Annotated in this window: 26 protein-coding genes; 14 read left to right on the top strand and 12 right to left on the bottom strand. The window is 35.2% G+C overall.

Annotation, left to right across the window (positions count from 1 at the left end; translation table 11 throughout):
- Window positions 1–30: 30 nt before the first annotated feature.
- A complete protein-coding gene (locus HCN53_RS00185) occupies window positions 31–1,488 on the bottom strand; it encodes a redoxin domain-containing protein (protein WP_167341613.1) in 1,458 nt (485 codons plus the stop codon).
- A 122-nt stretch (window positions 1,489–1,610) separates the two neighbouring features.
- On the opposite strand from HCN53_RS00185, the gene HCN53_RS00190 reads away from it, so the two are divergent.
- The 5 genes from HCN53_RS00190 (at window position 1,611) to HCN53_RS00210 (ending at window position 7,074) form a co-directional block, all read left to right on the top strand.
- Window positions 1,611–3,230, top strand: coding sequence for an ABC-F family ATP-binding cassette domain-containing protein (locus HCN53_RS00190; RefSeq protein ID WP_042278988.1), 1,620 nt, complete (start codon window positions 1,611–1,613; stop codon window positions 3,228–3,230).
- Between the two features lie 126 nt (window positions 3,231–3,356).
- Window positions 3,357–3,641 carry a riboflavin synthase subunit beta gene (locus HCN53_RS00195; RefSeq protein ID WP_085774300.1) on the top strand — a complete coding sequence of 95 codons (285 nt, stop codon included), beginning with the start codon at window positions 3,357–3,359 and terminating at the stop codon, window positions 3,639–3,641.
- Window positions 3,642–3,647: 6 nt separating this feature from the next.
- Window positions 3,648–5,486: a DNA mismatch repair endonuclease MutL gene (mutL, locus tag HCN53_RS00200; protein WP_167341614.1), complete on the top strand. Its 1,839-nt coding sequence runs from the start codon at window positions 3,648–3,650 to the stop codon at window positions 5,484–5,486.
- Window positions 5,487–5,489: 3 nt separating this feature from the next.
- On the top strand, window positions 5,490–6,209 hold the full coding sequence (locus tag HCN53_RS00205) for a rhomboid family intramembrane serine protease (RefSeq protein ID WP_105018510.1): 720 nt from the start codon (window positions 5,490–5,492) through the stop codon (window positions 6,207–6,209).
- Between the two features lie 10 nt (window positions 6,210–6,219).
- Window positions 6,220–7,074 carry a rhomboid family intramembrane serine protease gene (locus HCN53_RS00210; protein WP_167341615.1) on the top strand — a complete coding sequence of 285 codons (855 nt, stop codon included), beginning with the start codon at window positions 6,220–6,222 and terminating at the stop codon, window positions 7,072–7,074.
- Here HCN53_RS00210 and HCN53_RS00215 read toward each other — a convergent pair.
- Together HCN53_RS00215 and HCN53_RS00220 are read right to left on the bottom strand one after the other, a co-directional pair.
- Window positions 7,071–7,685 carry a trimeric intracellular cation channel family protein gene (locus tag HCN53_RS00215; RefSeq protein WP_060522969.1) on the bottom strand — a complete coding sequence of 205 codons (615 nt, stop codon included), beginning with the start codon at window positions 7,683–7,685 and terminating at the stop codon, window positions 7,071–7,073. The genes HCN53_RS00210 and HCN53_RS00215 overlap by 4 nt on opposite strands.
- Entirely contained in the window at window positions 7,685–8,404 is a 720-nt protein-coding gene (locus tag HCN53_RS00220) for an RDD family protein (RefSeq protein ID WP_167341616.1), read from the bottom strand. The genes HCN53_RS00215 and HCN53_RS00220 overlap by 1 nt, the downstream gene beginning before the upstream one ends.
- Before the next feature lie 36 nt (window positions 8,405–8,440).
- Between HCN53_RS00220 and HCN53_RS00225 the strand changes: the two genes are divergently transcribed.
- Genes HCN53_RS00225 through HCN53_RS00250 form a run of 6 tightly spaced genes read left to right on the top strand, consistent with a single transcriptional unit; the run spans window position 8,441 to window position 14,802 of the window.
- The gene (locus HCN53_RS00225; protein WP_167341617.1) at window positions 8,441–9,421 is read left to right on the top strand and encodes a stage II sporulation protein M; all 981 of its coding nucleotides are present in this window, start codon (window positions 8,441–8,443) and stop codon (window positions 9,419–9,421) included.
- Window positions 9,390–10,328, top strand: coding sequence for a hypothetical protein (locus HCN53_RS00230; protein ID WP_105018514.1), 939 nt, complete (start codon window positions 9,390–9,392; stop codon window positions 10,326–10,328). Before HCN53_RS00225 ends, HCN53_RS00230 begins: the two co-directional genes overlap by 32 nt.
- Window positions 10,325–11,089: a DUF4129 domain-containing protein gene (locus tag HCN53_RS00235; protein WP_167341618.1), complete on the top strand. Its 765-nt coding sequence runs from the start codon at window positions 10,325–10,327 to the stop codon at window positions 11,087–11,089. The genes HCN53_RS00230 and HCN53_RS00235 overlap by 4 nt, the downstream gene beginning before the upstream one ends.
- Entirely contained in the window at window positions 11,089–12,378 is a 1,290-nt protein-coding gene (locus HCN53_RS00240; protein ID WP_167341619.1) for a DUF4350 domain-containing protein, read from the top strand. The genes HCN53_RS00235 and HCN53_RS00240 overlap by 1 nt, the downstream gene beginning before the upstream one ends.
- A gap of 4 nt (window positions 12,379–12,382) precedes the next feature.
- Window positions 12,383–13,468, top strand: coding sequence for an AAA family ATPase (locus HCN53_RS00245; protein ID WP_167341620.1), 1,086 nt, complete (start codon window positions 12,383–12,385; stop codon window positions 13,466–13,468).
- Window positions 13,468–14,802, top strand: coding sequence for a DUF58 domain-containing protein (locus tag HCN53_RS00250; protein WP_167341621.1), 1,335 nt, complete (start codon window positions 13,468–13,470; stop codon window positions 14,800–14,802). The genes HCN53_RS00245 and HCN53_RS00250 overlap by 1 nt, the downstream gene beginning before the upstream one ends.
- An 83-nt stretch (window positions 14,803–14,885) precedes the next feature.
- Here the strand turns inward: HCN53_RS00250 and HCN53_RS00255 are convergent, their stop codons facing one another.
- Together HCN53_RS00255 and HCN53_RS00260 are read right to left on the bottom strand one after the other, a co-directional pair.
- Window positions 14,886–15,086 carry a hypothetical protein gene (locus HCN53_RS00255; protein WP_105018519.1) on the bottom strand — a complete coding sequence of 67 codons (201 nt, stop codon included), beginning with the start codon at window positions 15,084–15,086 and terminating at the stop codon, window positions 14,886–14,888.
- A gap of 241 nt (window positions 15,087–15,327) precedes the next feature.
- Complete coding sequence (locus HCN53_RS00260; protein ID WP_167341622.1) at window positions 15,328–16,032, bottom strand: DUF4197 domain-containing protein; 705 nt, start codon at window positions 16,030–16,032, stop codon at window positions 15,328–15,330.
- Between the two features lie 79 nt (window positions 16,033–16,111).
- Here HCN53_RS00260 and HCN53_RS00265 point away from each other — a divergent pair, with 79 nt between their 5' ends.
- Entirely contained in the window at window positions 16,112–16,639 is a 528-nt protein-coding gene (locus HCN53_RS00265) for a hypothetical protein (protein ID WP_167341623.1), read from the top strand.
- 33 nt (window positions 16,640–16,672) lie between these two features.
- On the opposite strand, the gene HCN53_RS00270 is transcribed toward HCN53_RS00265, so the two are convergent.
- From HCN53_RS00270 to HCN53_RS00280, 3 genes are read right to left on the bottom strand one after another with little or no spacing between them, the layout of a single operon-like run.
- Window positions 16,673–16,921, bottom strand: coding sequence for a DUF6952 family protein (locus tag HCN53_RS00270; protein WP_167341624.1), 249 nt, complete (start codon window positions 16,919–16,921; stop codon window positions 16,673–16,675).
- Entirely contained in the window at window positions 16,902–17,213 is a 312-nt protein-coding gene (locus tag HCN53_RS00275; protein WP_042279006.1) for a thioredoxin family protein, read from the bottom strand. Before HCN53_RS00275 ends, HCN53_RS00270 begins: the two co-directional genes overlap by 20 nt.
- Window positions 17,214–17,273: 60 nt before the next feature.
- Entirely contained in the window at window positions 17,274–17,909 is a 636-nt protein-coding gene (locus HCN53_RS00280; protein WP_085774311.1) for a peroxiredoxin, read from the bottom strand.
- Between the two features lie 242 nt (window positions 17,910–18,151).
- Here HCN53_RS00280 and HCN53_RS00285 point away from each other — a divergent pair, with 242 nt between their 5' ends.
- The gene (locus HCN53_RS00285; protein ID WP_167341625.1) at window positions 18,152–19,420 is read left to right on the top strand and encodes a DEAD/DEAH box helicase; all 1,269 of its coding nucleotides are present in this window, start codon (window positions 18,152–18,154) and stop codon (window positions 19,418–19,420) included.
- A gap of 33 nt (window positions 19,421–19,453) precedes the next feature.
- On the opposite strand, the gene HCN53_RS00290 is transcribed toward HCN53_RS00285, so the two are convergent.
- The gene (locus HCN53_RS00290) at window positions 19,454–21,220 is read right to left on the bottom strand and encodes a Na+/H+ antiporter NhaC family protein (protein ID WP_105018523.1); all 1,767 of its coding nucleotides are present in this window, start codon (window positions 21,218–21,220) and stop codon (window positions 19,454–19,456) included.
- Window positions 21,221–21,462: 242 nt separating this feature from the next.
- Here HCN53_RS00290 and trxB point away from each other — a divergent pair, with 242 nt between their 5' ends.
- A complete protein-coding gene (trxB, locus tag HCN53_RS00295; protein ID WP_105018525.1) occupies window positions 21,463–22,449 on the top strand; it encodes a thioredoxin-disulfide reductase in 987 nt (328 codons plus the stop codon).
- A gap of 75 nt (window positions 22,450–22,524) precedes the next feature.
- Here the strand turns inward: trxB and HCN53_RS00300 are convergent, their stop codons facing one another.
- From HCN53_RS00300 to HCN53_RS00310, 3 genes are all read right to left on the bottom strand, one after another.
- Window positions 22,525–23,349 (bottom strand): GIN domain-containing protein, encoded by an 825-nt coding sequence (locus HCN53_RS00300; RefSeq protein ID WP_167341626.1) that lies wholly within the window; start codon window positions 23,347–23,349, stop codon window positions 22,525–22,527.
- A 122-nt stretch (window positions 23,350–23,471) separates the two neighbouring features.
- A complete protein-coding gene (locus tag HCN53_RS00305; protein WP_167341627.1) occupies window positions 23,472–25,145 on the bottom strand; it encodes a PspC domain-containing protein in 1,674 nt (557 codons plus the stop codon).
- Window positions 25,142–25,483, bottom strand: coding sequence for a PadR family transcriptional regulator (locus HCN53_RS00310; protein WP_042279016.1), 342 nt, complete (start codon window positions 25,481–25,483; stop codon window positions 25,142–25,144). The genes HCN53_RS00305 and HCN53_RS00310 overlap by 4 nt, the downstream gene beginning before the upstream one ends.

The following is a 25,483-nucleotide window of genomic DNA, read 5'->3' on the forward strand; positions in this document are numbered from 1 at the left end:
AGATTCGGGTTTTTTTTTTATGTAATTTCATTACCGGCTTAAGTAACCTAATAAGGTGGTTTCAATTTTATAATGAAACAAATTAATATTAGGGTCCATAATGATACCTCTTGAGCTTACTACCATACTGCGATTCTTTTTACTTAAAGCAAGCTGACTATTAATGGTTTTTGGGTCTCTGATTTGATATTCATGTTTAGGATTAAAAGCAAGTCTCTTATTTGCTTTATTCCATAAATCACTATTCGGATTGTCTATATTAATACCTATGAATTTGATTTCAGGATATTTAGTACGCAAATCTCTTATTTGATTATGTATTCTAATGGCATAGTCTTCATCCTCATAGCTCCAAAAGAAAAGAACACTCATTCGGTCAATGACTTCATTAATTTTGACTTCATTCTTTTCTGTATTGTACAGCTCAAAATTAGGGATCTCATTCCCAGGACTCAAGTTTATATAGGTTGAAGCTAGACCATTTATTTGTGCAACTAGCTCGTCATTTGATGAAATCTCTGTAAAAACATCGATCATTGATTGTACCGTTTCATCACCCTTATGACTGCGTATGTAATTACGCACTTCTGCACTAGCATAAATGTCTTTCAGTTCATCAACTGTAAAAATGCTATCAATAACTTTTAATTTTTTCTTTCGGTAGTCCAGTGAGCCTAAGTGGACATCGGCGCCATTACCTTTGTCTAAAGAACATTGATAAAGAGAAAGATTGCTTACCAGTGACCTTACATAGGAAGGAAAGGTATACATGTTCTGGTTATTAATGTCGTTTATATTAGTAGAATTACGATGAGAGAAAAAGTTACTAGGTAGTCCTTTTACTTGTAAAAAGTCCGTTTTACCAAAATGCGTGTATGGGTATCGCTCTAATCTAGACCAGCCGTTCCATTCAATTAGTTTTTCTGCATCGGCCACAAATTTTGGATCAAACTCTTGAACTTTTGCGACTTTGAGTAATCGCTTCTTTTGCGCTTTGATAATGCTGTCTATATACTTCTTAAAGTCTTTAGGTTGTTGATTGTATCTAGCAGTAATTTGGTCATTTAACTGTTCTAGCTCGATATAAAGGTTTATTAAATAGTTATTCTCTTTAGCTCTAGAACCCGTAAATGCAAGACTTTCGTCAAAGGATTTGGAATTAAATCTCCATTTTAAACTGTCACCTTTTTTAATGTAAACAGATTGATACTCGTCCCCATGATGAAAAGTGTACCATCCTGTTTTAAAATTATTATTTACAAATGAAAATCGTTGTTGTTCATCTAATTCAAGCGTATCCCTAAAATCTGAATAATTGTGAATAATCACAAATCCTGCTCTAGGGTTGACAACTTTTCCTCCTAGATAGGTGATATCTCGTTGATTTTCCTCACAAGAAGTAATGGTTACTAACAGGAGTAATAGGTAACAAGAAAGTTTAAAAATGTTTTGCTTTCGCGAAAGCGTACTCATACACAACTCATTCACAGTAATTACAAATAAAGTAGTTACAGATAGGCTTACTCGTTAACAGCTTGTTAAATCTCTTGAAGAAAGTGATGCTCAAACTACATAGAATGAGTATTTTTGCAGCCTTAAAATTCAAGATTATGTTATCGGTTTCTAATTTATCGGTTCAGTTCGGTAAGCGTATATTATTTGATGAGGTAAATGTAAAATTCGGTGGTAGTAATTGCTACGGGATAATCGGTGCCAATGGTGCTGGTAAATCAACCTTTTTGAGGATTCTTACTGGAAAAATGGAGCCTACAAGTGGACACGTACATTTAGAGTCTGGTAAGCGTATGAGTGTGCTAGAGCAGGATCACAACGCTCATGATGAAGATACAGTGCTAGAAACGGTTCTTAAAGGAAATAAAGTCCTTTATAAATTAAAAGCTCAAATTGATGCATTGTACGCCGATTATACTGATGAAAATGCCGAAAAAATTGGAGAGCTTCAAGTAGAATTTGAAGAAATGGACGGCTGGAATGCCGATAGTAGTGCTGCATCGTTACTCTCTAATTTAGGTATAGGTGAAGAGTATCATTACACTCTCATGCAGGATATGGATGGTAAGCTCAAGGTACGTGTGTTACTAGCACAAGCTTTGTTTGGTAATCCTGATGTCTTGATTATGGATGAGCCTACTAACGACCTAGATTATGAAACAATCTCGTGGTTAGAGAATTTCCTAGCAAATTATGAGAATACGGTTATTGTAGTTTCTCACGACCGTCACTTTTTAGATAGTGTGTGTACTCACATTGCCGACATTGATTTCGGTAAAATAAATTTATACAGTGGTAATTATACATTCTGGTATGAATCATCACAACTTGCTGCTAGACAAAGAGCACAAGCCAATAAAAAAGCCGAAGAGAAAAAGAAAGAACTACAAGAGTTTATTGCACGTTTTAGTGCCAATGTGGCAAAATCTAAACAAGCTACTTCTCGTAAAAAAATGATCGAGAAGCTTAATATAGAGGAAATCAAACCTTCTTCTAGAAGATATCCAGCTATAATATTTGATCGAGATAGAGAAGCAGGTGATCAAATATTAAATGTAGAAAAACTATCTGGATCAATTGATGGAGAAGTTCTTTTTAAGGATATCGATATCAATCTTGCTAAGGGCGATAAGGTTATCATGTATTCTAAAGATAGTCGTGCGACTACCTTATTCTATGATATTATTAATGATAGAGTAGCTGCAGATTCAGGTAAATTTATGTGGGGTGTAACCACTACACAGAGTTATTTGCCTGTTGATAATGCCGAGTTCTTTGATACCGACATGAATCTAGTTGACTGGTTGAGGCAATATGCTCAAACTGAGGAAGAGCGCGAAGAAGTTTTCCTAAGAGGATTTTTAGGTAAAATGATTTTCTCTGGTGAAGAAGCATTGAAAAGCGCAAGGGTTCTTTCGGGTGGAGAGAAAGTACGATGCATGTTATCGAGAATGATGATGAAAAGAGCAAACGTTCTTATGGTTGATGAGCCTACCAACCACTTGGACCTTGAATCAATTCAAGCCTTTAATAACAGTCTAAAGAATTTTAAAGGAACCGTACTATTGACTACTCACGATCATCAATTTGCTCAAACAGTTGGTAATAGAGTTATCGAATTAACTCCAAATGGAGTAATTGATAGATATACCACCTTTGAGGAATATATGGACGATAAAAAAATCAAAGAATTGCGAGACAAGATGTACTCAAAATAGGAGTGCGTTAAAGCAATAATCGGTTTTTTCTAATTTATTTGCCTGCTCTTGATTTAAAAACAAGTTAAGGGCACACTCTTTGTATCATGCTTACAAAGTATATTGTAAATTTGTAAAGCATCGATTATGGGAATTTTACATCGCAGAAAAAATAAAAAGTACGATTATCAACCTCGTTATTACAAAAATGAGGATGGTGGAAGACCCTTTGAAATAAAAGGTAAGTTTGACGAGCACCGTAAAACCTTACAAAAAACAAAAGGCATAAAAGGCAAGTTTCAAGCAGCTGCTGATGATTATTCTAGCGGTATGGACGTTGCTGTTAAAAATCGTATTCTTATTATCATAGCTGTTCTTGTACTATTATTCCTTTGGTTCATCGATTTTGATTTTTCCATTTTTAGGTCTTAACAATACATGTCTGATATCATTAAACTATTGCCAGATCACGTGGCAAACCAGATTGCAGCTGGTGAGGTTGTACAACGTCCCGCTAGTGTAGTCAAAGAACTTCTTGAAAATGCCATTGATGCAGGTGCTACCTCCATTAAACTTATGGTTAAAGATGCTGGTAAAACTTTAATTCAAGTAATAGATAATGGTAAAGGGATGAGTATGACAGATGCAAGAATGGCATTTGAAAGACATGCTACATCAAAAATTACAACAGCCGAAGATCTTTTTAATTTAAATACAAAGGGATTTAGAGGAGAAGCTCTTGCATCTATAGCTGCGGTGGCTCATGTCGAAGTAAAAACAAAAAGGGACAGTGATAGCCTGGGAACGTTACTAAAGATTGAAGGATCCAAAGTAACCTCACAAGAACCTACTGTAACTGCAAAAGGAACCATGATAAGCGTGCGTAATTTGTTTTTCAATATTCCCGCGCGTCGAAAATTTTTAAAATCTGATCAAGTGGAGCTGCGTAATATTACTGATGAGTTTCATCGTGTTGCCATGGCTCATCCCAGTATACAATTTTCATTTGATCATAACGATAATTCTCTTTTTCAATTACCTACTAGTACTCTCAGACAACGTGTGGTTAATATCATGGGACCCAAATCAAATGAAAAACTAGTTCCTGTTGAAGAAGAAACAGAGTTGATTAATATAAGTGGTTTTGTAGGTAAACCCGAATTTGCAAGAAAATCTCGTGGGCTACAGTTCTTTTTTGTGAATGATCGATTTATAAAACATAGCTATTTTCATCATGCAGTAGTAAGTGCTTTTGAAGGGTTATTAAAAGATAAAGCGATACCTAGTTATTTTTTGTTTTTAACTGTCCCAGCAGATAGTGTTGATATTAATATTCACCCTACTAAGACTGAAGTGAAATTTGATGATGAACACAGTTTGTATGCTATTATAAGAGCTAGTGTAAAGCATGCCCTAGGTCAATTTTCAGTTCAAGGAATTGATTTTAATCTAGAACAACAATATGAAGTTCCCTATGAAGTAGCACGGCAATCACAAGCTGAAAAACCTCGAATAGAGGTTAATCCTGATTTCAATCCATTTAAAGACTCTGGTGCGTCTAAGGTTTCCAATAGTAATATTGGATTCACTAGTTTTAAAAAGGAAAAGGCTCCTGTGTGGGAATCATTATATTCTGAAATGAATCAATCAACTGAGTTGATTGACGAAACTATACATCAGGAAGAAAATCCTCAATTATTTCAACGTGAGGAACATCAACAAAAACCTATTTTTCAATTACAACGCAAGTACATTGTAAGTACATTAAAAAGTGGTCTTTTGTTAGTGAACCAGCAACGTGCTCATGAACGTATTTTATTTGAGCAATTAAGTAAACAGCTTTCAAAAAACCATGCTGTAAGCCAGCAATTACTTTTTCCTGTTAAACTGAATTTTGCAGTACAAGAAGTGTTGCAGCTCAAGGAGCTTGAAAATCATCTTGAAGGAGCTGGATTTGTTTTTAAAACCTTAAAAGATAATGTTGTTGAGGTTGAAGGGGTACCTTTAGAACTCAATGAAAATGATGTAAGAACAGTTCTAGAATCAGTGTTGGATAGTAAGGTCACAAGTGAAAAGGATACTTCACAACTCAGTTTGCAGTTAGCTGGGCAATTATCTAAAAGTATGTCAATTAAAACAGGAGCGATTTTAAGTGTTCAAGAAATGGAAACGATTATTAATCAATTGTTTTCATGTAGCGAGCCACAACTTACACCCGACCATAAAAAAATATTTATTAACATGACGAGCGAGTCATTAGATTCAAAATTTCAATAAGATATGTTTAATAACCTATTTAACAACCTCACACCAGTAGTTAAGAATTTAATTATACTTAATGTAGTGGTTTTTATAGGAACTGGTTGGGTAGCACCAGCTTTATACGATCCATTGGTACTTTACTTTTTTAAAGATCCCGAGTTTCAAATATGGCAAATTTTTTCCCACATGTTCATGCATAGTAAATATGGTCTAACACATATTTTCTTTAACATGTACGGTCTTATATTATTTGGTCCAATCATAGAACGACGCTGGGGTAGCAACAGGTTTTTATTTTTCTATTTAAGCGCAGGACTTGGAGCAGTTGCTTTGACTTATGGTTTTCAATATTTTGAGTATATGGATTATGTCAATGAAGGATTGAGCCGTGGTTATACAGTAGAACAAGTGGAACAAGGAATCTTTACAAGACAAGAACCTTATGGATGGAAGGTGATGAGCGGTATGGTAGGAGCGAGTGGTTGTTTATTTGGTGTATTAGCCGCGTTTGCCTTTCTATACCCTAATATAGAACTTATGATATTATTCATTCCGATTCCTATTAAAGCCAAATACCTTATAGGTATTTACGTGATTTATGAAACGTTATCAGCATTTGGTTTTATCACTTTACAGCAAAATGTAGGTCACGCAGCACATTTAGGTGGAGCGATTGTAGGGTTCATTATTGCATGGTACTGGAAACGTAATGATATGAATCAATATCGTATCGACTAATTTTTAAAAGATGGACTTTATCAACGATTTTAAAAGACGTTATTCTGGGTTTGACACATCGGGTAAACTCATTGTGGTATTACTTATTTCAAGCCTATCAATTTGGTTGATTGGTAAGATTTCTGTCCCTGCTTATAACTATTTGGTATATCCATCGGGATGGAAACAACCGTTGTTTCAACCTTGGAGTGCTATTACTTACGCCTTTATTCATTCTAGTATTTTACATTTTGTGGGTAATGCAATCGGCCTGTATTATGGTGGCAGGTATTTTTTGAACCTGTTTAAGTCTAGGCATTTTATTGCTCTTTTTATTTTAGGAGTCCTTGCTGGGGCTTTAAGCTTTACTTTAGGTACCTCGATTGCGCCTTATTTTTTTAACAAAGGTGGGATTGTAGGAGCAAGTGCAGGAGTTTACGCGATACTTTTTTTTATCTTTCATTATTTTGCTGAACAAGATATACGAGTACTCAGCTTTACTTTTAAATTAAAATATATAGGATATGCCTTACTGGCAATTGAACTAATAGGTGTTACTTCTGGTTACAATCGTGGTGGATCTCTTGCTCATCTGGCAGGTGCAGCCGTAGGTTTATACGCTTCCGCGAAAGCGAAACAAGGTAACATGATCATGGAACCTATTGCAGTCGTAATAGATACCATAAAAGGTTGGTTCGATAGATCTTCTAGTAAGACAAATTCAAGTAAAATGAAGACTGTATACCGCAGTAAAAACAAAGTCAAAAACTCTCAAAAGCCCAATCAATCAGAGATTGATGCTATTTTAGATAAGATAAAGGAATCTGGTTATGATAGTTTATCTAAAAAAGAAAAAGATGTGCTTTTTAGAGCAAGTCAAGATTAAGATTTTACCTTATAAGGGCTAGGTAGCTCAATTTTATAAGTAACCGCTAGTAACCTGATAAGTATTACGGTAATAGCAGCGCTAGGAAAAGTCCAAGCTGCAGGAACTCCTAATTTTTTAAGTCCAAAGTACATAAATCCTCCTATAATACAGGCTGTTGCGTATATATTACGACGGAAGAGAACTGGTATTTTATTAAGTAATACATCTCTAAGGACTCCACCAAAACACGCGGTTATACATCCTAAGGTAACACAAATAAGAGGCGGCAAACCTGCAGTTATTCCTATTTCTACACCTACAACAGTGTATAAACCTATACCAATAGCGTCAAAGAGAAATAAGGTTTTGCTTATTTTAACTAGGTATCTTCTAAATAAAAATGATATAAACACGCTGATTAAAATCGTGTATATTAAATTGGGATTTGTCATCCATGATACGGGTTCAATTCCTACAAGTACATCTCTAATTGTACCGCCACCAGCTGCAGTTGCAAAGGAAACGATAATTACGCCAAAGGGATCTAGTTTGCGTCGCATTGCTGCACTTGCACCAGATATGGCAAACGCGACGGTTCCTAGAATGTCTACAATTTCAACAACCGTCATTATTTTGATGTTAAGTGAAAATAATCTTTTAATACAGTACGTACGAATTGTCCATCTTTGAGGTCGCTTTTAATTTGAAGTATGCTTTCAATTTTTAAACGAAGCTGATGTAAAACGTTGTAATCACGACTTTGACCAGCTAGTCTGTAGATTTCTTTTATTTCATTTGCCTGAATATCAGATAGCAAGTGTGCATTATGAAAAATAGGTTGATACCCTTCATCTACTTCTTGTAGAATTGTATGAGAAATATTGACTGATTTTCTGGTGTTTATAACAATTGTTTTAGCCATCATGTCTCCTAATCGTTGCTGTTTATCAGTTAGGAGAATTGAAACTGTACCTACTGTGAACATAAAAAGCCATAAGTCAACCAACCTTACAATCCATCTAACAATAAAATCGCTCCATCTTGCAGGAGAACCATCCTCTTTAACCACTTTAATGCCCATTATAAATTTTCCTACCGTGCGACCATTAAAGATAATATGCATTATAACGCTATATATAAAAATGGGGATCATGGAAAGCTCATATGCACCTATATCGTTGTCTCCGTCTAACACACTAATAGCGCGGTAAACGGTAAAAGTGAGTATAATTATATATGCAAATAGCACCAGTGCATCGATGATAAATGCTAAAATACGCTTGCCTAATCCGGCGTATACGTATTCTATATTCACATTTTGTGCTGTATTTATTGCAGTGTTAGACATACTTTAATAAGTTTATAGCTGTAAAAATTATAAGCTATGCGCGAGGCAGCTTTTGTCAAGCAAAATAAGGAAAAATGGATTGAGTTTGAAAGGGCTATGGACGCAAAAGTTTCATTAACACCCGATCATCTTTCCAATTTGTATATTCAATTAACCAACGACTTGGCTTATGCTCAAACCTATTACCCTAATTCTAGTACTCTTAAATATCTAAATTCACTAGCTAGTCAAGCCCATCAGAAAATCTATAAAAACAAAAAAGAAAGTAGAAATTCTATTATTAAATTCTTTTTTCACGATTTTCCTCTATTCTTTTCTAGTTATCAAAAGGAATTCTTATACGCTGTAGGAGCTTTTTTAATAGCAATGTTCATCGGGACAATTAGTGCGCTTAATGACGATAGTTTTGTAAGATTAATACTATCAGATGCGTATGTGAATCAAACTTTGGAAAATATAGAAAACGGTAACCCAACTGCCATTTATCAAAATAGTGGAGAAGGCTCTATGTTTTTAGGAATCACCATTAATAACATTAGAGTTGGAATGTTATGTTTTGCTTTGGGTTTACTTACTTCTCTGGGTGCATTGTATGTCATTCTCACTAACGGTATTATGGTAGGAGCATTTTTTACGATGTTTTATCAAGAAGGAGTTAGTCTTGATTCGTGGCGAGTGATAATGTTACACGGGACAATAGAATTATCAGTAATAGTAGTTTGTGGTGCAGCAGGAATAATACTAGGTAATGGTATTTTATTTCCTGGTACTTACGAACGTCGTAGGTCGTTTATTGTTGCCGCCAAAGCAGGACTCAAGGTAGTCATAAGTACAATACCCTTATTTATAACAGCAGGATTTATAGAAGGTTTTATAACGAGATATGCATTTATGCCACCTGTGTTAAATTGGATTATCATCGCAATAAGTGCAGCTATTATTATTTGGTATTATGGTTTTTACCCACAATTTGTAAAAAGAAAAAATGAGCAAGACTTACATAGAACCCAGAATTAACAGGGATTTTAGCGGGATACTTACAGCCTTTGTGGATTTTTTAAAGGCAGAATCTAAATCATTGTTCAGTGTATTTATCACCTACAATTTTGTTTTAATCATTTTACTGTTTCTTACTAATTACATCGTAGATGCTGGTATTTCCAGTATTGTGGCTATTTCTACAGGAAATCTGGATGGTTATTTACTAGAAAATGCTCAGCAAAATAATGCTGTTACCTTGATAGGGACACTTGCTACCTATGTACTTACCGCTTTAATCTATATTTTAAATTCATCTTTGGCTGGCTCATACATGAAACTATATGAGGAGCAAGGCGGTACACCCGAAAAGAAACTAGTATTCAAAAGAGCCTTAGGAAAAATGTTAGGCAGTTTTGTAATACTGTTTTTAGGGGCAATTTGTGTGATACCTGTTGCTATTGTAGGAGTTATAATGATTTTCATACCAATTCTAGGACTTTTTGCCTTTGCAGGATTAATTATCACTTACTTTACTTGGATAGGCTTAAGTGTTTTTTGTTATGCGTATACCGATGAGATAAGCATGACTGATGCCATGGGTCGAGGTTGGCAACTCTTATTTTTTAAATTTTGGAAAGCATTTTTTACTTCGTTTGTAGCTCTTGTAGTTTTATACATACTTAGTATTCTCTTTCAAATATTGCCTGCTATGTTAATTGGATTCTATTCTATGAATTCAAACCTGGATAACATTGAACTACAAAATGATTTTTTCATTGAAGCTCTAAGCTTTCTTTTTTATGGTCTCAATAGTATATCGGGTATATTAGTAACTTTTATTTCCATGTTCATTTTTGGATTTATTTACCTCAATTTACACGAGTCCAAATACAATGTTTATCTTAAAACCCGTGTAGAACGTTTAGATGAATTAAGCGTATGAGAAAACTGATCTTTGTCATATTAGCATTGATTAATTCTTTCCTAGTTTACGGTCAGGATATACAAGATATTATTAGGGATATCGAATTGCAGCCTAATAAAATTGTAGACACATTAGATCGCAATTACGACAATCGGGAGATTAAACCTAAACATTATAAGGAAGAGCTGTCAAAGATTTACGATAGTGCCGAGTTTGAATACCAACGAGTTCAAGGTAGCGACTCTAATATATTCCGACGATTTTTGTCGTGGGTTTTGGAAGGTTTACGGGATCTATTCGGTTTTGAAATATCACCTTTAACAGCAAAAATTATAGAATATACTTTTTACGCACTTATAATAGGTGTAGTACTATATTTTTCTATTCGATTTTTAGGTACAGAAAAGCCATCATCTCTATTGGGTAAATCTCGATCTTCTGATGGGCCCAGCGTTTCTCTAGAAGATACACATATTACAGATATTGATTTTAACACATTAATAAAAGATAGTATTGCTGCAGCAGATTACCGCAGTGCAATTAGATATCAATATTTACTAGCACTTAAAATGCTAAGTGAAAGAGGTGTTATTGAATGGGATTTTCAAAAAACCAATTCAGAGTACTACCGGGAGATCCAGGATCAAGAAAATAAAACTTATTTTAAAAGAGTTTCAAATTGGTATGATTACGTATGGTACGGAGAGTTTTCTATAGATCAATCTAATTATGAAAAGGCTTTAGAGGATTTTAATTTACTTAAAAAAGCAAGTGCTTAATGGATAAAAAAAGTAAAAGATTACTCATTCTTTTTGGTCTGCTAGTCCTTGCGGTTTTAGTGATAGAAACAGCTGCACCACCACCGTTGAACTGGAAGCCTAGTTATACAAGTTATGATAAAATACCTTTCGGTAGTTATGTATTTTATGATCAGTTAGATGACTTATTTGTCGATGAAAAAGTTCAAGCAATCGATAAGGATCCTGTTCAGTTTTTAAAAGAAAATGACTCAGTTACAAATTCTAATTACCTGTTTATTAATGAGTATTTAGGGTTTGATAATTCTGAGGTTGATGACCTTTTAGAATTTGCTAGTCGCGGTAATAAAATTTTTATTTCTACAAAAAGTGTTTTTGGGGCACTTGCCGATACTTTAAACATTGAATCTAACGATACTTATGCTTATTATGAAGGGGATACAGTAAGAGTACGGTTAAACAACCAGTCCTTTAAAAACCGCAGTTACATTTATAAAAAGGGTAGTAGTTATAGATATTTTGTGAGTTACGATACAACCCGAACACAAGTATTAGGAGAGGTTCTTCCCTTTGAACCTATAAAAGGATATCTCAAAAATTTTATTGAAAATTCCGAAAACGAATCAGACAGCACCTTTACCAAAGTACTTGAAGACAGTAAAATAGTAAGTAAAGAGAGAGAAATTCCGCAAGCAAATTTTATTGAGACTAAAGTAGGTGATGGGGCCATATACCATCACCTTAATCCAATTGCTTTTACCAATTACTACATGTTACAAGATGGTAAAGAACAATATATCGCCGAGGTAATGTCCTACATGAACGACGGACCTGTTTTCTTTGACGATTATGGTAAGGCTGGTAAACGAATCATTGAAAGTCCATTGAGGTTTATATTAAGTAACGTTCACCTGCGATGGGCCTGGTATCTAGCGCTAGGAAGTATACTGCTATATTTTCTTTTTAAGTCAAAACGTGAACAACGAGCTGTTCCTGTGGTAGAGCCATTAGAAAACAGCACACTTAGTTTCACTAGGACAATAAGTAATATGTATTTAGAGAAGTCTGATTACAGCTCGATTGTGTCAAAAAAAATACGCTTTTTTCTAGAGCACGTGCGTTCACATTATTACATTCCGACAGATAAATTAGATCAACAATTTATTAAAAAACTATCTGTGAAAACAGGGAAATCACTGGAAGAAACCACTCAATTTGTTCAATTTCTTGGATATCTTATGGGTAAAGGAGTTCACAATAAATACGAATTAAAGCAACTTAACGACCAAATAGACGCTTTCTTAAAATAAATATATGGAAGATCATCAATCACCACAATCACCTAACGAATCTTCAACTGGATCACAACCGGTTGAGCAGCACGTAGATCGTTTGGATAACGCTTTCGCGAAAGTGGAACCATCACAACCAGCTACCTTTTCAAACCGATTAGATCTAGGAGAAGTAGCTCAGGCAATTAATAGAATTAAAGCTGAACTGCGTAAAGTAATCATCGGGCAGGAAGAAATGATCGATTTACTTATTGTTTCTATTCTAGCCAACGGGCATTCCTTGATAGAAGGAGTTCCTGGAGTAGCAAAAACTGTAACGGCTAAATTATTAGCCAAAACGATGAGAGTAAACTTTTCGAGAATTCAATTTACACCCGATTTAATGCCAAGTGATATTCTAGGTACTAGTGTGTTCTCGATGAAAAATAACGAATTTGAATTCAAGCCAGGTCCGATATTTTCCAACATTATTTTGATTGATGAAATAAACCGAGCACCAGCTAAAACACAGGCAGCGTTATTTGAAGCCATGGCAGAACGTCAAGTTACTATAGATGGTAAAGAGTATAGTTTAAATGCGCCATTTTTAGTATTTGCTACTCAAAATCCCGTTGAACAAGAAGGAACCTATAGATTGCCAGAGGCGCAATTGGACAGATTCCTTTTCAAGATCAATGTGGATTACCCAAACCTTCAAGACGAGATAAGTATACTACTAGGTAATCATAATCGAGTTGATAAGGATCCTGAATCTTTAATAGAGCCTGTACTCACGGCAGATAAAATAACAGAGTATCAAAATACGATCAAAAAAATCATCATCGAGGATAACCTTATCAGGTATATAGCTCAAATAACATTAAACACACGAGAAAACCCTAACTTGTATTTAGGAGCTTCTCCTAGAGCAAGTATTGCTATTATGAATGGATCAAAAGCATATGCAGCAATAATGGGTCGTGATTTTGTTACACCAGACGATATCAAGTATATATCAAAATCGGTATTGAGGCATCGTATTATTTTGACTCCTGAAAGAGAAATGGAAGGTTTTACCACAGATAAGGTGGTTGAACAAATCATAGACAGCATTGAGATCCCTAGATAGTGAAACGATTTTATAAAAATTTCTTTCTAAGGCAACGACTGTTTTTTATCCTAGCTGGTCTAGTAATTGCTTTTGTAATAAGCTTTTTCTTTACCAGATGGCTAGACTATATCATCTTTGCATTTTATTGTTTGATAGGTCTTACAATTATTGATACACTCTCTTTGTATCTTAATAAATCAGGTGTTACCGCGTGGAGAGCAGTTCCTGATAAACTATCCAATAGTGACGACAATCCAGTTCAAATTAAAGTAACTAATCAATATACATTTCCTGTTCATATAAGAGTAATAGATGAATTGCCTATTCAATTTCAAAAAAGGGATTTTGAGATAAAAGGATTTTTAAAAAATGGAAATTCTACAGACTATACCTATACAGTAAGACCGGTTGATCGCGGTGAGTATTATTACGGAGGCCTTAATATTCACGTGCACACCATATTGGGACTCGTTAGTAGAAGATATGTGTTCAATCAAGAGGTAATGATACCTTGTTATCCATCATTTTTACAAATGCGTAAGTATGAGTTGATGGCTTTTAGCAATAGACTTATTGATTTTGGGATGAAGAAAATAAGGAGAATAGGGCACACGATGGAGTTTGAACAAATTAAAGAGTATGTGAATGGCGATGATGTGAGAAACATTAATTGGAAAGCTAGTGCAAAACGCAGTCAATTAATGGTAAATCAATATCAGGACGAAAAAGCACAACCTGTATATTCTGTTATCGATAAGGGTAGAGTCATGAAAATGCCTTTCGAAGGGCTCAAATTAGTAGATTACGCTCTTAATGCTACTTTAGTAATATCAAATATTGCTCTTAAGAAAGGAGATAAAGCTGGCATGTTTTCCTTTTCAAATAAGGCAGATAATCAAGTAATGGCTCAAAAAAAGGCCTCACAAATGAACTTGATTTTGGAAACCTTGTATAACTTGGATACTGATTTTAAGGAAAGTGATTTTTCTCGTCTTTATATAGATATCAAAAGGTCAATTACCCAACGCAGTTTATTACTACTCTATACCAACTTTGAAACCTTAGATGCGTTGTATCGACAATTACCTTATTTACAGGCAATAGCAAAAAATCACTTGCTTGTTGTAATCTTCTTTGAAAATACTGAACTAAGGGAGCTTACAGATAAAGAAGCAACTACCACACAAGAAATCTTTGACAAAACAATAGCTCAAAAGTTTGCTTACGAAAAGAAGCTTATTGTTAATGAATTAAACAAATTTGGTATTCAAACGATACTTACGGAACCTCAACATCTTACCATAAACACGATCAATAAGTACTTGGAGATTAAGGCTAGAGGATTACTATAACAGGAGGATGCGACTGGTTGGAGAAATTGATTAGTTAAAAATTACTGTTGTTAACGCGAGTAATTGTTATAAGGTTTTTATGATTATACTTCTTGATACTGCTCCATTTTAATTCTTAATTGCTGTATGTCGTTTTTAAGTTCTTTTGCAATGGAACATAGCCGTTCACTCCATTTACGATCTTTTGGGGCAACCTTGAATGCTTTACTTATTAATTGAGTATAATGTTTTTCCTTTATCTCAATTTGTTTTTTAACTCGTTCTATCTCCTTTCCTGAATCCATATAACAATATTATAAAATATTGCAATTCAGTACTCTTGCGATTAAGTTAAACGTATACAAGGAAAACTTAATATTTTGTTTGAAACTTAAAAAGATGACTAAACAAAAAACCAGATCAATTAAGACCTGGTTTCTTTCCCCTTAAAAATGTTTTCCCTTAACATTGATACTGTAAAATTATATCCATTCTTAAAAAGTGATGTAAAATCAGTAACATGTTAGGGTTAAATTACTATTAAGTCTAGTCTTGCAAAGCAAATACTCGTTTTAAAAGGTCAGTACTACGTGAACTTACTTTATTTCTTATTTGTAGTTCTTCTTGTGCAATCATTTTGAAAACTCCTTCTAGAGCTTTTTCAGTTACATATTGAGTAAGATCTGGGTTAACATCATCAGTAAGTGGTAAAGAGTTGTATTTGGTAATCGCATTTGACCATAAGTCTGTAGCTCCTACCTTGCCTAAATTATTTTGAATTACCGGACTAAACTTCGCTCTTAACTCTTCAGTTGTTTTAGCTTCTAGATAACTGGTAGCAGCCCTATCATCACCTAATAGTATATTTTTAGCATCGTTAAAAGTAATTTCCTTTACCGCATTGGTAAAGATGGGTAAGGCTTCTTTAGTAGCATTTTCGGCAGCACGATTTAATAACTTCAAACCTTCATCTGCTATGGAGCTTAAACCTATTTTACGCAAGCCTTTATCTACTTTTTGCAGTTCATCTGGTAATAAAATTTTGACTGCTTCATTCCTGTAAAACCCATCCTTCTGCATTAGTTTAGTTACTTCTTTATCAATTCCTTGATCTAGTGCAGCTCTTAGTCCGTTTCCAATTTCGGCTTGGGATAATGCGCCTCCTTGTGGAAGGTTGTTGGCGATATCTTGAAGTGTTTTACAGCTACTAACTACTAGTAGTAAAGCAAAGATTAAAGAGAATCTTTTCATGATAAATAATTTTTATAAAGATACAATTAGCCATGATTTTGGGCATCATCTTTGATACTTCTTTTAAAACCAAAATACCATGATAAAAAAAATTACTCTAGTTGTTCTTATTGCCTTTATTTCATCATGTTATTCTACTCAGGAATTGAGTAAGCGTACATCAACTGATATCATGTATTTCAATAAAAATACGTTTGAAGCAGAATATCAAAATAGGGTTCCAGGCGATACACAAAACAGCTTATGGAAAGATCTGTGTTTTCATGACAATTCAAAAAATCAGATAGGCACAGCTTTAAGTACGGTAGGACTTAAAATGGAAGGCGATAACAGGATTAAAGCTGTACTTTTTGAAAATAAAATCCCTCAGGATTCATTAATTCTCAAAGGAAAATTAAAAGATAAACTTTTTGTTATAAGAAAAGGTAGTTACGTGATACCCTTAATATTCGTAAATGGCTCTAGGACAAAGAAAACAGCCTTAGGCAATGATATCAACGGCGATTTAGTGTTACTTCAAAAGGATGCTGAATCATCTGCTATTCTAGGTGAAGAAGGACACTCTCAAGCAGATTTTGTCACCGCAACTTACATGCGTATTAATTAAATAAAAAAAGCACCTTGCTTTAGGTGCTTTTTATCATTGATCTATAGAACCCATAACTTTTTGGGCAAAGGCATTGGCAGCCTCAACACCTGACATTCCTTGTGCTACATTAGCATGGACCTCAAGTGCTCCACATATATTAGTGATAAGTTCACCTACCACATCCATTTCCTCATCTGTTACTGATCGATGTTCAGAAAAATGTTCTAATACTTCCAGTGTAGCTTCTAGCTGTTCTGGGGTAGTTCCTTTTTGTAAATGTCTAATTACTGGTAACTTCATTTACTAGGTCTTTAAGGTTTTCAAATTTGTTAGTTTGTACTTGGTTTACAAAACTTCCACCTTTAAAAGTAGCAAAGGTAGGCAAGTTGTCCACGGTAGCTAATTTTCTTGATTCAGGAAACTTTTCTGCATCAACTAGTATAAAAACAGTGTCTTCATTTTCGGCAGATAGTTTTTTAAATTTTGGTTTCATTAACCTGCAGTTTCCGCACCAGCTCGCCATGTACTGCACAACAACCTTGTCGTTGTTACCTACAATTTCTTGTAAATTATCTTGATCTAAAGTTTGCATAACAATTTTTTAAAAGCGCTTGTAATCACTTTTGTAGTTACAAGCGCTTGTATTTAATTTTTAGTTTTGAGAAAAGTATTCTGCAGTTCCTTTACGGTTTGCAGTCATCGCTGTTTTACCTTCTTCCCAGTTTGCAGGACATACTTCACCGTTTTTCTGTACGTGAGAGTATGCATCGATTAAACGTAAAAACTCATTTACATTACGACCTACAGGCATGTGATTGATTCCTTCATGGAATACTGTTCCTTCTTCGTCGATAAGGTAAGTAGCTCTATATGTTACATTATCACCTACAAGTACGTGATCATCTAGATCCTCATTATATTCTACTTCAACATCTAGAATGTCTAATGTACCAGAAAGATTACGATTTGAATCTGCAAGGATTGGGTATGTTACACCTTCAATACCACCATCATCTTTTGGAGTGTTTAACCAAGCAAAGTGTACCTCTGGAGTATCACATGAAGCACCAATAACTACAGTGTTTCTTTTTTCAAATTCTCCTAGAGCCTCTTGGAATGCATGTAATTCCGTTGGACAAACAAAAGTAAAGTCTTTTGGGTACCAAAATAAAAGGACTTTTTTTCCTTTATTCTTTGCCTCTTCAAGTACATTTAATTTAAAAGTGTCTCCCATTTCGTTCATCGCGTCAACGTCGATGTTTGGAAATTGTTTACCTACAAATGCCATTTTTTATATTTAAAAATTAATTGATTTTTGATAAGACAAATTTAAGTTACGCTTTCGCGAAAGCGTGATTTTTTTTATCTTATATCAATATATGATTATAGAGTTTCCTTATGGTGTCAAATCAAAATAATAATTGTAACTTATTTTCTTAAAGGTGAAATTCTAACAGTTATAATAGACTACCTTTGCAGTTATTCTAAAGTTGATATTCATTTTAATGATATCAATGGTAATTACCCTATATGTTATTTAAAGATTTAGGCTTATCTGCTGCCTTGTTGAAAGCGATCGACAAAAAAGGATACTCACAGCCTTCTCCCATTCAGGAAAAAGCTATACCACAAGTATTACAAGGAAAGGATGTTCTAGCCAGTGCACAAACGGGTACCGGAAAAACAGCTGGATTTACACTTCCATTGCTACATAGATTAGGAGAATCTAAATCAAAAAAGAGACCAGTGCGAGCTCTTATTTTAACTCCAACAAGAGAACTTGCTGCTCAAGTATATGATAATGTAAAAGAGTACAGTGAGTTTTTAAACGTACGTAGTGCTGTTATTTTTGGCGGAGTTAATCAGAATCCTCAAGTTGATTTACTTAAAAAAGGTGTTGATGTTCTTGTTGCTACTCCAGGACGATTGATCGATCTTAATAATCAAGGTTTCTTAAAACTTAATCAAGTAGAAACCTTAGTTCTAGACGAGGCAGACCGTATGTTGGATATGGGATTTCTAAGAGACATAAAACGTATACTAGCCTTGCTGCCAGTAAAAAGGCAAAACTTATTATTCTCAGCTACATTTTCAAAAGAAATAAAAAAACTAGCAGCTAGTTTCCTCAATAATCCAGTGTTAGTAGAAGCAACTCCTGAAAATACTACTGCCGAAAAAGTAGATCAACTCATGTATAGAGTTGATACTAAACAGAAGCAAGACGTGTTAATCGATATGATAACCGAAGGAAATTGGTCACAGGTTCTGGTGTTTACTCGTACTAAACATAGAGCAAACAGACTTGCTGAAAAATTGAACAAATCCAAAGTAACTGCAGCTGCTATACATGGTAACAAAAGTCAAGGTGCTCGTACAAGAGCGCTAGCTGGATTTAAAGACTCTAGTGTTAGAGTTTTAGTGGCAACTGATATTGCTGCTCGTGGATTAGATATCCCATTATTACCTTATGTGATCAATTATGAGCTGCCTAATGTGCCCGAAGATTATGTTCATAGGATAGGTCGTACAGGTAGAGCAGGCGCTAGTGGACAGGCAATTTCTCTAGTAGCTGGTGATGAGGTTTCTTATGTAAAGGGAATTGAAAAACTCCTAGATCAACGATTCGATTTTGAAATTATAGAAGGTTATGAACCAGATCCTAATGCGCCTACTGAAAAGCCTAAACCACAGCAGCGAGGTCGTAAGAACAACGGCAAGAGCAGTTCTTCAAAAAGGAACAAGAATAATTCTTCACGTTCTAATCGTAATAAAAATCGTAAAGGTCCAAAACGTAATTAAACAAAAAACCTACACATTTGTGTAGGTTTTTTTTTAATCTTCACCAATGGTATCTAAGGTAGGTTGTTTGCCAGTTAATTGACGGATTTTAATTCTAAAAGCCGCAAATAGTAAGGTCATAAAAGGAGATAACCAGTTAAAAATGGCATATACAAAATAGTCTTTAACATCAACTCCTAAGGTTGAGCTTTGGTACGCACCGCAAGTGTTCCATGGTATAAGTACACTTGTAACAGTTCCAGAATCTTCAAGAGTACGTGATAGGTTTTCTGGCGCCAGTCCTTTGTCCTTATAGGCTTTGGCATACATTTTTCCAGGTACGACAAGAGCTAGATATTGATCACTTGCGGTTACATTAATAGCAAGACAACTCACAACAGTACTAGCAAATAATCCGAATACAGAATCGAATAATTGAAGCAATGCGCGACTAATTCTAGCCAATGCTCCTATAGCGTCCATTACTCCACCAAATACCATTGCACAAACAATCAACCAAATGGTACCTAGCATACTTTCCATACCTTTTCCTTCAAATAGTCCAGTCAACTTGTCCTTGATTTTAGTATTATTGGTAATTGGATCTACACTGGTAGAAACTGTAATTGCATCCATAATAGCAAAATAAGCTGTGGCAGCATATCCAGTAGGCACTGCAGATAGCTCTAGTGTACCTAGTTCAACGTCATCCTTGAGTATGGTTACTGTTTTGTTGGTAGTAAAGGAATCATTTTCACCACCGCTGGGTAAATTAAACACAACAGGTTCACTTAATACCACATCACTATCTTCAACAGGTTGTAGTGTATAAGTGCCTGGATTTTGAAAGTTGTTGCTACTAGTGTTATCCCATTCTACATAGGATTTAAATTCGTCTTGAATTTCTGTAATTTGATATTTTAAACCGTTTTCATAAACGATGTGGTTTTGAAAGATTAAAGCAAATACACCTGCGAGTAAAGTTCCTAGAAGTAAAGCAATGAGCGGTGATACCTTTTTAACAATCATCGCAATAACAATAATCGGAACTAGAAATAACCACGCCGAAGTATTAAACGTAGCATCAATAGCTGCTTGATACTCGCTTACATCCACATCGCCAGCACTATCTATTGTAAATCCTATAAACATAAAGACGAACAAAGTGACTAATATGGTAGGAACAGTCGTATAAGTCATATACTTAATATGAGTAAATAAGTCGGTTCCTGCCATGGCTGGGGCAAGGTTAGTGGTGTCGCTTAATGGGCTTAACTTATCGCCAAAGTAAGCACCACTGAGAACAGCACCAGCTGTCATCCCAGCACTTATATCTAGAGCGCCTGCAATTCCGATTAAGGCAATACCTACTGTGGCACTCGTGGTCCAGCTACTACCAGTAGAAATGGAAATAACCGCACAAATAATAACGCAAGCAGTTAAGAATATAGATGGATTAAGCAAGTCCAGTCCGTAATAAATCATAGTAGGGATAATACCACTCAATAGCCATGTACCGGCAAGAGCACCTACCATTAATAATATTAATATGGCTCCAGTAGTAGATTTTATATTCTGTGCTACTTCTTCAACCATTTTCTTATAACTCACTCCATTAAAGGAGCCCACAATTCCTGCAACGGCAGCTCCTAGTAAAAGAACAAATTGATTACTACCACCTAGTGAATTATCACCGTACAAGTACACGTTTACAGCTAGCATGAGCACAAGCGCAATAACAGGAATAAGTGCTTCAAAAATGCTTAATTCTCTGTTTTCAATAATTTTTTCGTCTTCTTGATTGATGTTTTGGCTTTCCATAAACGTTATTCAGTTTTTAGGTAGTTACGTCGCAATATACTATTAAATGGGTAATTGTATATCACGCTTTCGCGAAAGCGTAATATGTAACTTTCCTTATCCAGTATATAGAAGCAGCGCCGTAAGAAATTTGATTAATAATGTAGCTAAAGAGAACCTTAATAAATGGATAATAAATAACAATAAAGCAAGTTCTGATAAACGCCTTTTTAAAGTTACATTTGTTGTAAATAATATGAACTATGTCTGAAACTGTTGAAAGAATAAAATGCCTAATTATAGGTTCTGGTCCTGCTGGATACACAGCGGCAATATATGCAGCTCGTGCCGATATGAAACCGGTTGTTTATACAGGTATGGAACCAGGTGGACAACTTACCACAACAACCGAAGTAGATAACTTTCCTGGTTATCCTGAAGGAATTGATGGACCATCTATGATGGTAGATTTACAGAAACAAGCTGAACGTTTCGGTACCGAGGTTCGTTTAGGAATGGTTACTGAAGTTCATTTTGCTAGTGAAGAAGGTGGTATACATACTGCAATTATCGATGGTAAGACTAAAGTACAGGCAAATACTATTATTATATCAACTGGAGCAAGCGCCAAATATCTAGGGCTACCTAGTGAACAAAGGTTGCGCGGTGGTGGAGTAAGTGCTTGTGCAGTTTGTGATGGATTTTTCTATCGCAATCAAGATGTTGCCATAGTAGGCGCAGGAGACACTGCTGCAGAAGAGGCTACCTACCTAGCTAATATTTGTAAGAGTGTGACAATGCTAGTACGTAAAGACTACATGCGCGCCTCAAAAGCGATGCAACATAGAGTAAATAGTAAAGAAAATATAACGGTGCTTTACAACAGTGAGGTAGATGAGGTACTGGGTGATCAAGTCGTAGAAGGTTTGCGCATTGTGAATAATCAGACTAATGAAAAGCATGAAATAGCTATTACAGGTTTGTTTATCGCAATAGGGCACAAGCCAAATACAGATATTTTTAAAGGCCAACTAGATATGGGTGAAGATGGTTATTTAATCACTGAACCTGGTACGACTAAAACCAATATTCCAGGAGTATTTGCTAGTGGTGATGTTCAAGATAAGATTTATCGTCAAGCGATAACAGCAGCTGGTACTGGTTGTATGGCAGCTCTAGATGCAGAACGTTATCTTGCTGAGGTTGGTGTAGTGGAGGAAACTATTGCTGGTGATTATCACGTAGAATAGTTTCTCAACTTAGTGTATAATAAAAAATGCGTTTGATCTATCAAACGCATTTTTTATTTGTAGCAGTAATGCTATTTATGATTTCTTAAGTATTGCTTTACCAGAGAATTCTTCAATCTTGATATCCGGCGAACCGTAAAGCGTGATTTCTGTACTGTTACTAGCGTTAATTATGATGTCATCGGTAGCGTTAATTTCAACTCTTGAACTATTTGAACTACTTAGTTTAAGGTTGTTAACAACTAGGTTTTTACCTTCTAACTCTGCTCTTTCTTGAATAGTAAGTTCTCCATTTTTGATGTCACCTTCAATACGTGCATCAGCGCGATCTTTCATATTATATTCTAGAAAATTGTAATTGAATAGGGCTTTAATGTTTGCGTTACCTTTAAAATTAATTTTAGCTTGATCTCCAGATAGGTTGAGTTCTAACTTTGTACTATCATCGGCATTGAGTTCTAGATTTTTAACGTTTGCAGTCATATAAACCTCGGCATCGTTGTCAACATTCAAAATTAAGTTTTCAAAGTTTAAAGCGGTTACACTTGTTAACTCGCCATCGTCTGTCACATGAATCTTATTAAGTTCGGGCCCATAAATGATTCTAAATTTCATTTCTTTTTTTGAACGAATTCTTGCAGTTGTATTTATCATTAATTTACCGTTCTCTATAACTGGTTGTAAATATTGGTGCAAGTTTGAATCTGTAGTGATTTCAATTTGTGTGGCAGCGCCCGGAACGATTTCTACCTCATAATCTGAATTTATTTCAAGAGATTCGAATATTTCGATCGGGCTAATTTCAGTTGTTACTTCACGATTACCTTTTACTTTTTCTAGATCTTGTCCTACACTTACTGTAGCCGTTATCATCACTAGTATTAGGAGTATATTTTTCATATAGTTCATATTATGATTCAAAAGTAAACAAAAACCGCTCCAATTAAATGAAGCGGTTCTCAAATACTATGTTACAATCACAAAACATAGTACAACAACGATTTTTCTTTTTCATTAAATCATTAGTCTTGGTATTGCCATTCGTTAACTTCTGGATCGTTTAAAGTCTTTGAAGTAACGCTATCCTTGACTACTTCATTATTTTGGGTTGTCACTTTTTTTTCTTCATTGATCACAGGACAGTCTAAACAAATAGCTTTACCATTTTTCACTTGATAAGTTTTTTCATTATCGTATAAATCAAAGGCATCGTTACTGATACCATTGCGATAGCGGTGAATAAAATCATCATCCCAATTGAATATGGTGCCTTCTGGTAAGGCGATAATTGCATCTACTCGTTGCTGGTTAAGCCTTTTGTTTTCGCGTAAGGCGAAATAATTATCAAGAGTTAACGTGCTATCGGTAAGCTCATATTTATAGATAATATTATTAGCATTTTCCTTGGCCTCGTCCATAGTTGATCCTGCCGCCTTGTAATTAAGGGTAATGCTCGCAACCGAGTCTGTTGTTGAGGTTACTGCTACACGTACATCACGCGACAGCACTTTTGGTCCTTCATCGTCATAAACAATTTTTACATTGTTTGCGTTGATACGTACTTGATCGGTAAAGTCTGTTTCAATAACGTCAAGAAACAAGGTTTTTTGTGGTGCCACGGTAAACTTCTCTTGTTTAGCAATAGATGCTTTAATAGCTTGGCTACTAGCAATTTTAGTGGTTATGAACACCATTCCTATTACTGATGCTATCCAGATACCTGCAAGTGCAACCTTAGCGGTGGTACCTATACTGCGCAAGTTAGATACTAAAAGCTTAAGTCCTAAAATGGCTAATACTAATAGTGGGATTCCTACAAGAAAGAACACAGCAAGTGTTGCCCACCAAATATTAACATCGGCAGGAATACCTATGTCCAAAATATCGGCTGCTTGCATACCGTCTATAGAGATACTTCCTGCGGTTACTAGTGATATCAATATAGCAATTATACCTATTGATGCTGCTAGAAAAATACATAGTCCAATCAATTTGACTATGGCCTTAAAGAATCCTTTAATAATTCTACCTAGAGCTCCAAAGAATTTTACGGTACCACGTTTACCTTTTTGACCTACCACACGGTAGCCGGCGTCGGTCTTTTCATCGGCTACTGTACTAAAATTTTCAAATGAATTTTGCTCTTCAATATTAGAAATGTTCACTTCTTTACCTTGCATGGTAAGTCGCTGCGCTGTAGTCACTGCATCAGGTACAAAGATCCACATAATTACGTATACAAGAACGATCCATCCTGCACTGAAAAAGGCAAGTAGTACCCATAAGATACGTACCCATATCGCATCAATGTTGAAGTAATAGGATAACCCAGAACTTACACCACCTATATAACCGTTTTGCGTGTCTCTAAAAAGCTGTTTACTAGGTCCAGCAGATCTGTGTTTGCGTTTTGGATCTTCAAAGATTTCTTCATCAACTTCATAATCTTCTGGTTGTCCCATGATTTCAATCACGTCTTCTACATGATTGATAGAGATAACTTGTTGATCATTGGCTCTTTTTTCCATGAAAAGTTCTGCGATTCTAGATTCGATATCACGCATTATTTCATCGGCGCCACTGGTGTCACTAAAAGATCTTCTTACCGCGCTCAAATAGCGTTGTAAACGGTTGTAGGCGTCCTCATCTATATGAAAAAACAGCCCAGCAAGATTTATATTTATTGTTTTGTTCATGATTTCTTAGTTTTTGAGTTGGTAACCATATTTACAGCGTTTTTTAAGTCTTCCCAGGTACCGGTTAATTCTTCTAAAAATATTTTTCCTGTTTCAGTAAGTCCATAATACTTACGTGGTGGTCCACTTGTTGATTCTTCCCATCTATAAGATAGGAGACCAGCATTTTTAAGTCTGGTTAATAGTGGATAAATCGTTCCTTCAACTACCAGCATTTTTGCATCCTTAAGAGTTTCTAATATCTCTGCAACATAAGCATCGTCCTCTTTAAGGATAGAAAGAATGCAGTACTCAAGTACGCCCTTGCGCATTTGCGCTTTTGTGTTTTCTATCTTCAT

Source organism: Nonlabens sp. SY33080 (genome assembly GCF_011784885.1).
GTDB lineage: Bacteria > Bacteroidota > Bacteroidia > Flavobacteriales > Flavobacteriaceae > Nonlabens > Nonlabens tegetincola.